Below are 13,936 nucleotides of genomic sequence, written 5' to 3' on the forward strand. Positions count from 1 at the left end.
GCCTGCTGATATATTATACGTGTTATATTCCGAATCACCCCATTTTCTATAAATTATAAAAAAGGCTGGAAACCGGGATTTTTGCCGCGGTCACTCTGCTGATGAGCAACTTTAATACGATTACGATAGCCGCGCATCAGGCCGCGATTAATTTTGCGTCTTTTCTGTACATGGTGCCTTTGAGCATTTCAATGGGGCTAACCATTCTGGTAGGCTTCGAAGTCGGCGCACGAAGGGTAGCGGACGCCCGGCAGTACAGCTACATCGGAATCGCCATGGCCGTTATCATGTCCGCTCTGTGCGCGATTGCCTTGTTCATCTTTAATAAACAAGCAGCCGGCCTTTACTCGAACGATTCGGCCGTCATTGAGCTGACCAAGCAATTCCTGTACTTCGCCATCTTCTTCCAGCTTTCCGACGCCATCGCGGCGCCGATTCAGGGAGCTCTTCGCGGATATAAGGACGTTAACGTTACCTTCATAGTCGCATTGATCTCTTTCTGGGTCATCGGGCTGCCGACGGGTTACTTGCTAGCCAATTATACATCGCTTGGGGCGTTTGGCTACTGGATCGGATTAATTTCGGGGCTGGCTATGGGAGCCGTCTGTCTTCTCTTGAGGCTCCTGCATGTTCAAAGAAAAACCGGGCGGACCGCGGTTTCTAACCATGTTTAAGTTTCTTCTTCCGCAATCTTTTCAACATCATCCCCACCAAAAAAGGCGTCACGGAACCAGGCAAAGACAGACCTGAATCCGTGACGCTTTTGAAATTATAACTCCACTTTCGCAGCTTGAGATCGCCTGATCCTTTTAATTTTGTTGATTAGGCAATTTAGAGATTCATTGCTTAAGTTGATGCAGATATTACTTTGTGATTTCCGCCGTCTGATCCGGTCTCTGTTTTTCATCACGTACTTGAGGCTTGATCGGGATTCCGGGGAATCAGCCGCTCCACGTTGTCTAACGGTTGCCATGGTTGTTAATTCGCTGATTTTATCCATTTTCAAAATCTAACGGTTGCAGGTGATGTTATTTCAATGTTTTCCATAGATTTGAGAGGAAAAAGACACCTATAGCGGCGATGGCAACCGTTACAATTTCTGAGCATGCATTATTGCGGGAATAACAACTGTAGCAACCGTTACAGCTTTAGCTACCGCTGCTGTTTACAACGCTCCCCCCTTGAGCAAACGAAACGATGTTCACTATTATGCAATCTCTATAAACGAGCTTATCTTTTGTTCATCACATCAACCTGAAAAGCCGATTTTCCCCTGCGAAAGTTGAGTTTATAAGACAAAGGCATAACAAGTTCACACGCGCTTCTTCTCCTTCCACCTCTGACTCAATGATTCCCATATTCGAACGCAGACCAAAAGTGGCTGACAAGCTATTTGGCAACAGTGAGGTACATCACCAATAATTATAGCCGTTCTGACTAATAGGCATAATAATCAAGAAAACGGGAAATATAATGATGGATTACCACCAAATCACAAGGAGCTGTTACCGTGGGCATATTAAGCGGAAATCCGAAAGAAGAGCCCCTTCATTACGGCGAAATTTATGATGTGTGGTCGTTTTCAATGAAGGCCAAAGGCTGCAGTTCAGTCTATCGAGCTTACTCTTTCCACGCAGGAGACAAAGACTTAAAAGCGATTTTGAATGATTTAATCGGACAGGCAGAGTTGGAAGCCAAAGAATGTGACGCCATTCTAACGAACAACGATATTGTGCCTTCCCCGGCACTGCCTGAAAGGCCCGAGACCAAGCTTGCTGATATTCCTATGGGCGCAAGAATCAGCGACCAGGAAATCGCAGCTCTTATCGCAGCAGACAATGCAGCAAGTATGGTTGCTTGCAGCCAAATTATGGGCAAGTCCATCAGAGAGGATATTGGAGCATTATTTGCTAAATATCACGCGACCAAAACAGCTCTAGGTCTCAGACTTCTTGAGATGAATAAGGCAAAAGGCTGGTTGGTCCCGCCACCGCTACAAATAAAAAGACCTGAGCCCGTTAATGCTTAAAACACGAAAGGAGAAAATACTGACCATGAAAAAATTAACTGCAATTACGCTGATCGCTGTTTTGATTCTAAGCTTCTCTTCGTATGCCTTCGCAGCAGATATGATTCCGACGAATGCGCGTATTATAAATACGGCAACCAACGGAAACGCGAATAACAATAACAACGGAACTATGAATGCCAATAACAACGGAACCATGAATAACTGGAATGGAAATAATAATACCAGGGCCTTCGCTGATAACAATAATAGAAATAATTGGGGATGGCTGGGCCTTCTCGGTTTGATCGGTCTTGCCGGTTTAAGAAACAGAACAAGAGAAGTTGAGAAATAAGGGCTCAAATCCAGTCAACCCCCTCCTTAGAGATCATCAGGAGGGGGTTGACTAACGGACAATGCGCCAACGCTATTATTTCACTGTTTTATTATACTGTTGGATTTTGGATGTTATCTCTTTGGTTGCGGCATCCAAGGCGTCTTGCGGCGACTTCTTGTTGTTAAGCACCTCTTCGATCGCTCCCTCGACGATTTGTCTCGCTTCCGGGAAGACGCCCATAACAGCGCCTCGAGTTGCCGTATTCAGCTTCGTATTATGCAACTGATCGATCGCAGTCTTGAACTGAGGGAACTTAACCAGATTTTCCTTCACACTTTCCTCCTCATATGCTTTGATCGTGATCGGGAAGTACCCTGTGTTAATATGCCAATAAGCTTGCTCCTTCGGCGAGGCCAGGTATTTGATGAAGTCCCAGGCCGCTTTCTGTACTTCTTCCGAACGGTCATTCATCATCCATAAGCTGGCTCCGCCGACGATGACGCCGCCTTCTTTGGCATCAGCCGGTTTCGGAAGCGGAGCGGTTCCGACTTCGAATTTACCGCTGTTCGTATCGACGATCCCCTTCAGAGCAGCCGTAGAATCCAGAATCATCGCCACTTGTTCAGCAGCAAATGCCTTTTTGGAATCATCGGTTTTACGCCCCAAGTTGTTGGCAGCCCCCGTATCGATTAAATCTTTCCACCAAGTCAGTACTTTTACGCCTGCCTCCGAATTTACAAGGGATTCGGTGGCCATGGAATCGCGGCCATTACCGTTGTTCACATAGTCTGCGCCTTGGTTCGCAAAGAACTGCTCCATAAACCAGCCATAGATCGCGAAGTTTGCGCCGACGGCTTTACCTTTCTTGGAGATGATATTTGCCGCTTCTTTCAATTCTTCGAACGTTGTCGGCGGTTTTTCGGGGTCCAGGCCAGCGTCTTTAAACAGGTTTTTGTTGTAGTAAAGGATCGGATTTGACGTATTGAACGGCATCGAGTAAAGCTTGCCGTCAAACGTATAGTAGCCCGCAATGTTAGGCTCGAGTTGAGATACATCCCAATGATCTTGATCAATGAACGTTTGCATTGGCGTAACGGTGCCGGAATCGATCATAAAGCGGCTGCCGATCTCATACATTTGCACGACAGCAGGACCTTCGTTCGACCCCATCGACGTCTTTAATTTGCTGAGCAGATCATCATAGCTTCCCTGAAAAATCGCCTCGACCTCCACCTTGTCTTGAGAAGCATTATAATTAGCGACCATTTGATCAACGACCTTGGTATTAGCCCCGCCCATCGCATGCCAGAAGATGACCTTCGTTTTGCCACCTGCTGCCTGGCCTCCCGACTGGGTGCCTTCCGGCTTCTTGCTTTCCGTTCCTCCTCCCATATTCACGTTGCACGCAGATAGGAAAATCATCATGATGACCAGACATAAGCCTAGTACTTTTCTTTTCTTCATCTTCCAATCCCCTTTCTTCGTTCCATTCATTTTTGGTAAGAAACGTTCCCTCTCAATAAAGATCGTTTCTTCTCTATGACAAGTCCGTTTTATGAACAGACGCATCACCATGTTCAGCTAACCTTTTACTGCACCTGCGGTAATCCCCCGAACCAATTGTTTCACACCGAGAGCCAGCAAGATGAACGAGGGCAGCAGAACGAGTGTCACACCCGCCAGGATCAGGTTCCAGGACATGACTTCAGCAAATTGCAGCATGGCGACCCCGATCTGGACCGTTCGCATGGACGGCGAGTTCGTGATGAGCAGCGGCCATAAATAATGGTTCCAGTGGGTTAGAAATACGTAAACCGCGAGAGTAGCCAGTGCCGGGCGAGACAGCGGAAGCACAATGGAGAAAAAGTTTCTGAGATGACCGCATCCGTCTATTCTGGCGGCGTCGAACAGCTCATGAGGCAGTTGCAGGAAAAACTGGCGAAGCAGGAACACCCCGAACGCTCCGGCCATAAAAGGCACGACCAACCCTTGATAGGTATCCATCCAGCCTAAATCTTTAATCAATAAATAATTCGGAATGATCGTAACTTCCCATGGAATCATCATCGTCGATAAGAAGAGCGTGAACAGAATGGATTTGCCCTTAAAATTCAAAAATGAAAAAGCGTATGCGGAAAGACTGGATGTAAGAACCTGGCTCAACATAATCGCTGTAGATACAATAAAACTGTTCAATATAAAGCGAACGATCGGAAACGTTTGAACCACATTGCTAAAATTCCCTAAATAAAGTTGGGATGGAATTAATGGCGGCGGAAAAGCATTCGCTTCCTTCTCGGTCATGAAGGATGACAAAACCGTGAAGATAAGCGGATACAAGACCGCGAGGGCCAGCAATATGAGTAAGATATATAAGAGGGTATGGGTAAGTCTTCTCGCGATCATTGGTAATGCACCTTCCTTTCCAGTACCAGGAATTGAAACAAAGTGAGCGCCAAAATAATGATGAACAGCACTAACGCTTGCGCGCTACCTATTCCGAATCGGAAGTTAATAAACGCATCCTGGTAGATGGAGTACACGATGACATTGGTTGAATTCACCGGGCCGCCTTTGGTTAAGATATGAATTTGTCCGAAAGCCTGAAACGCATTAATCACCGATACGATCAAGGCAAAAAATAAAGTCGGCGACAGCAAAGGCAGAACGATTCGAATGAAAGTCCGGACCGGACCGGAACCGTCTATTTTAGCGCTTTCAAAAAGTTCATCCGGAACCCCCTGAAGACCGCTGGACAATACAATATACAGAAAACCCATATTCATCCAAATAGTCATAATCGAGATGGAGATCAAGGCCCAGGACGGATCGGTTAGCCAAGGAATCGGGCTGACATTGATCAAACTGAGAAAATAGTTCAGCATGCCGGCAGTCGGATGAAAGAGCAGGAACCAAATAATGGATCCCGTACCAACCGATATGACGATCGGCAATGAAAATATAAACTGAAAAATTTTCATGCCTTTTAATTTGTTATTGGTAATCGCCGCCAAAAACAGCGACCATATAATCGAGGTCGGTACTGTAAATAAAATAAACAGCAATGTTACCCTCAGATTGGAATAAAACTGACCGGTCGTAAGCAAATCAATGAAATTCTCCAGACCGACAAACTCTGCGACCCGTCCGCGCGGATCCGTAATAGTCATACTCAGATAAAATGATCTCAACATGGGGTAAAACAGAAAGACAATAAATAGAAATATGGACGGTGCCAGAAAGATATAAGCTAAAATATTTTCTCCTGCTTTCTTTTTTTTGACCCAAGAAATTTTATTATTTGTCATCGGATGAATCACGGTTTCATTTGCAGACATGTGTCAAGCCCCTTTCTTCATCATTTTGGAGTGTTCTTCACATCATTAAATAAATCAAACTCAAGATGTGAAGCGCTTACAAGTCATATGAAGCTTTAAAGTTTTTCAGCCTATCCTCCCTCTAAAGTCAATAAAAAAGAAGACTAGAAACGTACCCATACTAAAAGATGTATGAGGTATGAAACGGTCATCTCCAAGTCAAAACCAACTATTAACTTAATTTTGAGTATATTATATAAAATTGCATAAATCAATACTGTAAAAAAACTTGTATAGGACTGCCCTATAAAACTGATCCGGCGCCTATTGAAAAATACTCAAAATTAGCCTATGATATAAGAAAGTTAAAAATTGGTCGGAGATTATGAGGGGACCGCAACTGTCCATCGCTAGCCGCGATGGACTTGTTGCGGTCCTTTCATGTTCTTCTGAAAGGATGTTCAGTAAATCATGAAGAATTCGTTCTCTAGTCTTGCCCGTAATGAACTCCTTCAACAGCTTGAGGCAGAGAAGTATGATTTGCTCGCCATTGGCGGCGGAGTGACAGGCGCTGGAATCGCTCTGGACAGTGCTGTCCGGGGGATGAAAGTTGCCTTGATCGAGATGCAGGATTTTGCCGCCGGCACAAGCAGCCGATCCACCAAGCTGGTTCATGGGGGTCTCCGCTATCTTAAGCAGGGTGAGATCGGGTTGGTGCGTGAAGTTGGCCGCGAGCGTGCGATTGTATATGAGAACGCTCGCCATATCGTGACGCCGGAATGGATGCTGATGCCTATTATTAAGGGCGGCACCTACGGCAAACTGATGGCCTCCATCGGAATTTATGTTTATGACTGGCTCGCCGGCGTAAAGAAGGAAGAGCGAAGAAAAATGCTGTCCAAAGAAGAAACGTTGGCGAAAGAGCCGCTTCTGCGAAAGGATGGCCTAATTGGCGGCGGATATTATGTCGAGTATCGAACGGATGATGCCCGCTTAACGATTGAAATTCTGAAAGCCGCTGTTCAGCGCGGCGCTACTGCGATCAATTATGTGAAAGCGGAGAATTTCCTCTATGACATCAATCGTAAGATTTACGGCGTGAAAGCAAAGGATCTCCACAGCGGCCGGGAAATCACGATCCAAGCATCGAAGATCGTCAATGCCGCAGGTCCGTGGGTCGATACGCTTCGCGAACTGGACGGCTCCAAGCAAGGCAAACGGCTGCATTTGACCAAAGGCGTACATCTCGTCGTTGATCAATCACGCTTTCCTTTGCGCCAGGCGGTCTATTTCGACACCCCGGATAAACGAATGGTTTTTGCCATACCTCGTGACGGCAAAACATATATTGGTACAACAGATACGGATTATGACGGCAATCTGGAGCATCCGCGGATGACAACAGAGGATCGCGATTACATTTTGAAATGTGCCAACAGCATGTTCCCTTCTATTGCGCTTAAGCCGGAGGATGTGGAATCCAGCTGGGCCGGTTTGCGTCCGCTCATCCATGAAGACGGCAAATCTCCATCCGAGCTTTCGCGCAAGGATGAAATCTTCATCTCGGATTCAGGTCTCATTACGATCGCAGGAGGCAAGCTTACCGGCTACCGCAAAATGGCCGAGCGCATTGTCGATCTGGTTGCGAGCCAACTATCGGATGAAACCGGGCGAATCTATCCGCCTTGCAGCACCGATAAGGTCACGCTGGCCGGCGGAGATTTCGGCGGAAGCTTCGACCGCTTCGTAGACGAAAAAGTCCGCTATGCCAAACAGTTGGGTGTGCCGGAACAAGCCGCTTCCCGATGGGTTCTTCGTTACGGAACTAATATTAACAAAGTATTTGAATTGATGGAAAAGGAAGAAACAAAGCAAACAGCTGAAAGTCTCCAACTTGAACCTGTTGTGCTGGCAGGATTAATGTACGGAATTCAAGAAGAAATGGTCACAAGACCGGCAGACTTTATCAATCGCCGCTCCTCAGCCGTTAACTTCGATCATCAGCGGGCACAGGCCTGGGTTCGGCCGGTCGTAGTTTATATGAGCCAACTGTTCGAATGGGATGAATCGCAGATTGCCCAATTTGAGGAGGAAGCCAACCAAGCTCTGCGATTTGCCAAAGAAGCCGTTCAATAGCAGGCTCCGGCTATATGATGGCGATTTGATATAATGAATTATGTACCATTCGTCTTGCTGAAGAGAGTCGACGAGAGAAAAATGCGGAAGGGGGCCATCCGTTGGTTTTTATTCAACAGCCTATTATGCCGGCAGTCAGACAGATGAAAGATTTTGAGATTCTGCTATCCAGCAATTATGAATATATCATTATGCTGGACATCCATCTTGCCAGGCTAAAGTCGATCTTTCAACTGGCCAATCAACATGGCAAAAAGCTTTTTTTGCACGCGGATTTAATCCAGGGCTTGCAGAATGATCAATACGGCACTGAATTTCTTTGTCAGGAATTTAAACCTTATGGATTGCTGTCAACGAAAGCGAACGTCATCCTTAAGGCGAAGGAAAAAGGCGTGATCGCCATTCAGCGTATTTTTTTGATCGACAACAACGCTCTTTCCAAAAGCTATGCTTTGCTGGAAAAGACAAAGCCGGATTTCATCGAAGTTTTGCCGGCTGCCGTGCTGATGATGACCAAAGAAGTCATGGCACAGTGGAAATTGCAAATCCCTATACTTGCAGGCGGATTTATCCGAACTATCGAAGATGTGGAGACAGCTTTAAAACTCGGTGCCGTTACCGTCACCACCTCCAATCGCGAACTGTGGAAGCATTATGAACCGCCTGCATCAGCCAAGGCCAAGAAGTGATCAACATGGATTCATACATTTTAGCATTGGATCAGGGTACGATCAGTTACCGCGCCATTTTGTTTATTCATGTGAGGCAGCAGGAGTCGAGGGTGCAGGGTCAAAGGCCAAGTACGGTGAATTGCTGTTTGGTACAATCGATTCCTGGCTCGTCTGAAAACTGACGGAAGGCAAAGCTCATGTCACCGATTATTCCAATGCCTCCCGCACGTTAATGTGTGACTTCCATGAGTTGAAGTGGGATGACGAATGACTGGACATATTGACGTTCCAAAATCCATGCTGCCGGAGGTTTGTTCATCATCGGAAGTTTACGCCTATACGGCTCCTTCCCTCTTCTCTGGCAAGGAAATCCCCCTTGCCGACATTGCAGGTGATCAGCCGGCAGCACTGTTCGGGCAAGCATGCTTCTCAGAAGCAATGGCCAAGAACAACTATAGTACCAACTGTTTCATGCTCATGAATACAGGAGAACAGGCCGTCGCATCCGAACATGGCTTGCTGACGACCATTGTCTGGGGACTGAACGGCAAGGTCTACTAATGCGCTGGATCATATGAAAACGATTACTTCATAATCATAAATTACGAAAATTCCATCAATCACTGAAGAAAGGCTGTTCCCTTCACAAAAAATAACGTGAATAGGAACAGCCTTTCTTTGTCAAACCTAAAATTCCAATGGAATCCACAGCCTTATAACTTTATAACTTTATAACTTGATACCTCAACTTTCGCAGACTCAGATTGACGGGGAAAATCCCAAAAATATAATAGGGTCTTGACAGAAAAACACCCCTTTGTTTGGTAAAATGGAAGTGTCAATTAACCACTCCAAACAAAGAAAGGTGTGTAGCTTTATGCTACACCAAAATTTTAAATCACAGCTATTTTGCATGGCGTCCATTTTTATTGGCACTAAGCCTGAAAATCGTGCTTCATTTTGATCTGTTAGAGGAAAGTCATCCGGATGATGGCCCGGAAGTAGAATAAAAAACCGCTTCCCGCGCCTCCGCTTGGGCTGCGTCCTCCACCGAGCTTAAAATATTTCTTATCCATCGTCCCGATGGATAACCCTGCCGGCTTACACAAACTTCTTGACGCTACCTTCATTAGTATGAAAATTGAAACTAAATGGATTTCATACAGTTATATTTCTATATTCTGGAGAAATAGGAATATTAAATGGAAAATCTACAGTTAGTTTGCGCCAAAACAGCCGTTTCGCCCAAAGTTGCCCACTCTAACTGTAATTTATCCAGTTAGTTTGATCATTTTCGCCCATCCGCTTGAATCTACCTGTACAAAATACAGTTAGACGTGCCATTCCATTACAAAGGCACCAGCAGACGGTGAAATAGACGGATTTTCAAGGTAGTAGATTGAAAGTTCATCATCAATTCTGCATCCTCCTCATGGCTCTCGGTCTGTGCATAAATATATGCCTTGAAATATGGTGTTATATCGCTGTTTCTGGCACATCGACATAGAGCTTGCCTAATTGAGAACTGTGTAACTTCGTTTGTCTCGCGTTTCAACCTTACCCTCCTTAACGATATTATGGAAGATGGACTGTAGCATCGAGAATGAAAAAAGGACCGGACATCCCATGTGCATGCAAGCACACAAGATTTTCCGGTCCTCCCTTGATATATCTATCTACTGTTATAATTATATTTTGATTAAGTTATGCAAATCTAGTATTTTTGTGGGGTGAAAGCTTTCCCTGACTCTATTATATAACTTATGGCGATTTGGATGTCAAACATAATGCATAAAATTTTTACTTAAGGCACTGCTTAGGCAGGTCCTTTTTCCTATGTGAGCAGGTTTTTAGAAGCATCTGGTCGAATATTAAGAGTTATTTGTCATTAGCCACTTTCATTGACGGTCTTTTCGGAACTGACAGTGACGGGCGCCAACTCGAGGATGGTGATGATCTGACGGACACTGCGACCCGGATGCTCCTGCTTCAAGGCAATGGCCTTGTGCAGCACATCATCGGCGATCTCGCGCGATTGCAGTTTGTCTGCACGCGGTGCTGGAAGCAATGCTTCCCATCCACCCTACCGGTAAGCTTGGACATACCGTTCCAAGGTAAGTGTGAATAAGCAGGCTCACTCTTTTAGTCTGGCCATCTGGGGCTGTGTAGACGTGGCTTGCGATCTCTCGCATAAGCGCCGTTTGCTCACCGTTCACAGACGTGTCGCATTTCGGACATAGCCAACGATAAATCGGGATGCGGAGATATTCGGTTTTGCCGGCAACGTAACGGTAATACCTGCCATGTTTATGTAGTCGATGACCGCAGTTCTCACAACACAGTGTTACATTCGGCCCGCTGTCTTTGTAATTACGTAAATAGGCCTTGCAAGATCGGCCAAAAGATAGTATTTTGTACATGAAGATCATTGTTACTGAATGCTCCCGGGGTCCTCATTCAACACTCCCATGTAAGAGGTTAGCGTTCTGGGGGAAATGTTGCGATATTATTTTTAAATTCCTCTAAGCTGAATTTCAGCAAAATAAAAACCACTACCTTACCAATTTAGAATCAATAAGATAATGGTTATAGGAAACGAAAAAGGGTTTGGACAAGACTACCATTTTTCGTAATGGTAGTAAAATCGTCCAAACCCTTGATCTTATTGTACTTATGACCTGAACAGGGATCGAACCTGTGACCTCTACCCTGTCAAGATAGCGCTCTCCCAGCTGAGCTATCAGGTCATGTGATTTCAGTGACAATTAATATAATACCAAGTAAAAATGGAACTGTCAACTAATTTTTCTGTTTTTTTATTTCCTTCTGAAATGTTCCTCCGGCGTAGAACAACCTGATTGAAACCGGCACAGGTAATGAGCGTATTACTATACGCGAAGATAACGCTTAGGACACGGATGATCACAAGTCCGTGGCTCCATAATAACTATATATCGGGCAAAGGATTGGGATGAACATATTGGTTTTGATGCTGGGCCATCCGTTCGTGCAAATGTTAAGCCAGTATGAATGGGCGAAATTTTCTTATTCGCTAATGTAGATTTAAGCCAATATGTCAACGGGACTTCGCTTCATCCGAATGACAAAGCTGCTCTTCTATCGGCATTTTGCCGGCTATTTATGCGATGTTTCATTTCATTTCCAGGCTATTCTTTACAGAGCAGGATGTGGCGGGGAAACATTTCACTCCAACGTGTGTGAAGGAGTATCGGTCAAACAAAATGCATTTTCTTACGAAACCTGGAAACGTTATTCGGCCAAAACATAGCTATTCCATTTTCTTACGAAACTCCATATCGCTATTGACCAAAAAAAGAAGGCCATGGAGCAGGATTTCTCCCAAATAACGATTGTGAGTTTCGTTATAATTGAAATGGTATCGTTTTTAAGACAATAACGTTACCCAGATTCGTTAGCGAGATTGAAACCGGACGGGAGCCGGGCAGATGACCAGTTAGTTATTCCGAAGGTAGAAAATCAAGCACTGATTTTTGAAATTGAGCCAAAACCATAACTCTATTTAACGAATTGGGGAGGATAGAATGAGAAATCTTATCAATTTACTTGTCACCTTAGCCGTATTTTGGGTCGGAAGCGAGTATTTCTCCGAATATGTCGCCATCTCCGACTTGCAGACTTTGATCATTGCTTCTTTATTTATGTTTGTTATAGGCTACTTATTTAATTTCTTGCTGATCGTATCCTTCGCTGCGATACCTCTGGGTGTCGGATGCGTGACGACCCCGTTATTGCTTCTGGCTTCGGTAGTGCTGACCCCGATCAAGCTGTGGCTGCTGGATACTTATTTAACCGGATTTGAAATTAACGGTTTCTGGACTTATGTGATTCTAACCATCGTGTTAAGCTTGTTTTCGGTAGGAAAGCAATCCCAGAGATAACTATCTCTGGGGCTTCATAGTCCTGTATTGGCGCGCGCTCGGATCAGACGATCCGAAATTCGTTACAGGCTTTGTCATAACGGGCTCCATTAATGATGACGGCATCGGAGGCAACCCATTGAATCGCCCCTCCATCATCCATGCAATAACCTTTCTGCCAGACGGAAACCGTCCGGCCGGCTTTCATCGCCCTCTCGAAATCATCCTCATTCCGCAGTTTATACCCGCTTATCATGCTATCGCCTCCCAGGGTTAGATTACCCACCTGCGAGTACGATTATATCCGGCTCTAGGATTACGGCAGCATATCCATAAAGGTCTGTCCGGCAGAGGATAACGGAACCTCCTTCAGCACGGCTATCCCGATCTTCCGCGGAGGAATCGGCTTCTTCAGACGAATCTCCAGCAGCTCCCCTCTTCTCAGCTCGTCCTCAACGAAATTCCGAATCACACAAGCTATTCCCAATCCGATTCGGGCAAACTGGGTTAGCAAATCGATGCTTCCAAGCTCGATCTCGGGATAAATCTCCTTCCCGTTCTCTTCTGCATACCGATCGATATAACGACGGATGCTGCTTCCCTGCTCAAGCATTATAATGGGATGAGATAGCAGCGTGTCCAAAGAGACGGGACCGCTCTCCGCCAGCTCCCGATAGGAGCTCCCGGCTACGAAACAATCCTGCAGCTCCAGGCTCTCCCGAATCGTTACCTGCTTATCTTCCAGAGGAAGGTTGACAACGGCCAGATCGACCTTCCCCCGCTTCAGCAGCTCTATCGATTCCCTGGACGTGCGGTTGGTCACTTTGATTTTAATATCGGGATGATTTTGATGGAAAGCTTCGACATAAGGCAGCAGATAATATTTGCACAGCGTATCGCTGGCCCCGATTTTTATTTCCCCGCTCAACAGATTATGCATAGCGGCGATCTGCTTTTCTCCTGTCATTATGAAATGATATGCCTGCTCAATATACTTGAACAGCACCTCCCCTTCCGCCGTTAATTTAACGCCTTTGGGAGTACGAAAGAATAATCTTCCCCCCAGACGGGTTTCTAATTGCTTGATCGAATAGCTGACCGCCGGCTGAGTGATGAAAAGCTCTTCCGCCGCCTTGGATAAGCTGCCGGTAATAGCGGTAAAATAAAAAGCGCGGTACCACTCCATATTTTCAACCAAGACATAAACCCCCTTTATATTATATATAAATAATATTAATATTTTTTATAATGATTATACAAAAATTATATTGGAGCTTCCGGCAAAAATCAATAAAAAAGCTCCTAATGAACTACTCGAAGACGAATAACCCGGTATTAGAGGAAGCTTTTTATGCCAATTAGAAACTGGTTATATTAATGCTCTAATGAACTTCAAACCTTTTACAAAAAGACACAGCCGCAGCTGTGCCTTGACGTGTGACTTTAAGAACCTGTAACTACCTTGAAAATCCGTCTATTTTACCGTCTGCAGGTGCCGTGCAAACGGAATGGCGCGTCTAACTGTATTTTGTACAGGTAGATTCAAGCGAATGGGCGAAAATGATCAA

General features: G+C 45.3%; 11 protein-coding genes, 1 tRNA gene and 2 pseudogenes. 7 read left to right on the plus strand and 7 right to left on the minus strand.

What is annotated here, in order from left to right; genetic code table 11:
* Positions 1 to 68 precede the first annotated feature (68 nt).
* The 3 genes and pseudogenes from FS806_RS18580 to FS806_RS27025 form a co-directional block, all read left to right on the plus strand.
* A pseudogene (locus tag FS806_RS18580) lies at positions 69 to 674 on the plus strand (MATE family efflux transporter); the annotation flags it as partial.
* A gap of 836 nt (positions 675 to 1,510) precedes the next feature.
* Complete coding sequence (locus FS806_RS18585) at positions 1,511 to 2,029, plus strand: DUF3231 family protein (protein ID WP_144939617.1); 519 nt, start codon at positions 1,511 to 1,513, stop codon at positions 2,027 to 2,029.
* A gap of 25 nt (positions 2,030 to 2,054) precedes the next feature.
* Positions 2,055 to 2,363, plus strand: a complete 309-nt coding sequence (locus FS806_RS27025) for a WGxxGxxG family protein (RefSeq protein ID WP_144939619.1) — start codon at positions 2,055 to 2,057, stop codon at positions 2,361 to 2,363.
* Positions 2,364 to 2,438: 75 nt separating this feature from the next.
* On the opposite strand, the gene FS806_RS18595 is transcribed toward FS806_RS27025, so the two are convergent.
* From FS806_RS18595 to FS806_RS18605, 3 genes are all read right to left on the minus strand, one after another.
* The gene (locus tag FS806_RS18595; protein ID WP_144939621.1) at positions 2,439 to 3,809 is read right to left on the minus strand and encodes an ABC transporter substrate-binding protein; all 1,371 of its coding nucleotides are present in this window, start codon (positions 3,807 to 3,809) and stop codon (positions 2,439 to 2,441) included.
* Between the two features lie 117 nt (positions 3,810 to 3,926).
* Entirely contained in the window at positions 3,927 to 4,751 is an 825-nt protein-coding gene (locus FS806_RS18600; RefSeq protein ID WP_144939622.1) for a carbohydrate ABC transporter permease, read from the minus strand.
* Positions 4,748 to 5,653, minus strand: coding sequence for a carbohydrate ABC transporter permease (locus tag FS806_RS18605; protein WP_144939642.1), 906 nt, complete (start codon positions 5,651 to 5,653; stop codon positions 4,748 to 4,750). Before FS806_RS18605 ends, FS806_RS18600 begins: the two co-directional genes overlap by 4 nt.
* Before the next feature lie 480 nt (positions 5,654 to 6,133).
* Here FS806_RS18605 and FS806_RS18610 point away from each other — a divergent pair, with 480 nt between their 5' ends.
* The 3 genes and pseudogenes from FS806_RS18610 to FS806_RS18620 form a co-directional block, all read left to right on the plus strand.
* Positions 6,134 to 7,798 carry a glycerol-3-phosphate dehydrogenase/oxidase gene (locus FS806_RS18610; RefSeq protein WP_144939624.1) on the plus strand — a complete coding sequence of 555 codons (1,665 nt, stop codon included), beginning with the start codon at positions 6,134 to 6,136 and terminating at the stop codon, positions 7,796 to 7,798.
* A gap of 101 nt (positions 7,799 to 7,899) precedes the next feature.
* Positions 7,900 to 8,487, plus strand: a complete 588-nt coding sequence (locus FS806_RS18615) for a glycerol-3-phosphate responsive antiterminator (protein WP_144939626.1) — start codon at positions 7,900 to 7,902, stop codon at positions 8,485 to 8,487.
* A gap of 85 nt (positions 8,488 to 8,572) precedes the next feature.
* Positions 8,573 to 9,024 (plus strand): annotated as a pseudogene (locus FS806_RS18620) (FGGY family carbohydrate kinase); the annotation flags it as partial.
* A 1,333-nt stretch (positions 9,025 to 10,357) separates the two neighbouring features.
* On the opposite strand, the gene FS806_RS18625 reads toward FS806_RS18620, so the two are convergent.
* Together FS806_RS18625 and FS806_RS18630 are read right to left on the minus strand one after the other, a co-directional pair.
* Complete coding sequence (locus tag FS806_RS18625) at positions 10,358 to 10,537, minus strand: hypothetical protein (protein WP_144939628.1); 180 nt, start codon at positions 10,535 to 10,537, stop codon at positions 10,358 to 10,360.
* A 606-nt stretch (positions 10,538 to 11,143) separates the two neighbouring features.
* Positions 11,144 to 11,216 (minus strand) — tRNA-Val (locus FS806_RS18630).
* An 816-nt stretch (positions 11,217 to 12,032) separates the two neighbouring features.
* On the opposite strand from FS806_RS18630, the gene FS806_RS18635 reads away from it, so the two are divergent.
* Complete coding sequence (locus FS806_RS18635; RefSeq protein ID WP_144939630.1) at positions 12,033 to 12,389, plus strand: phage holin family protein; 357 nt, start codon at positions 12,033 to 12,035, stop codon at positions 12,387 to 12,389.
* A gap of 43 nt (positions 12,390 to 12,432) precedes the next feature.
* Here FS806_RS18635 and FS806_RS18640 read toward each other — a convergent pair whose 3' ends face one another.
* Together FS806_RS18640 and FS806_RS18645 are read right to left on the minus strand one after the other, a co-directional pair.
* A complete protein-coding gene (locus tag FS806_RS18640) occupies positions 12,433 to 12,624 on the minus strand; it encodes a hypothetical protein (RefSeq protein WP_144939632.1) in 192 nt (63 codons plus the stop codon).
* Positions 12,625 to 12,684: 60 nt separating this feature from the next.
* A complete protein-coding gene (locus FS806_RS18645) occupies positions 12,685 to 13,566 on the minus strand; it encodes a LysR family transcriptional regulator (protein WP_144939634.1) in 882 nt (293 codons plus the stop codon).
* Positions 13,567 to 13,936: the final 370 nt, after the last annotated feature.

The organism is Paenibacillus sp. 32O-W (genome assembly GCF_007679495.1).
GTDB classification, from domain to species: Bacteria; Bacillota; Bacilli; order Paenibacillales; family NBRC-103111; genus Paenibacillus_L; species Paenibacillus_L residui.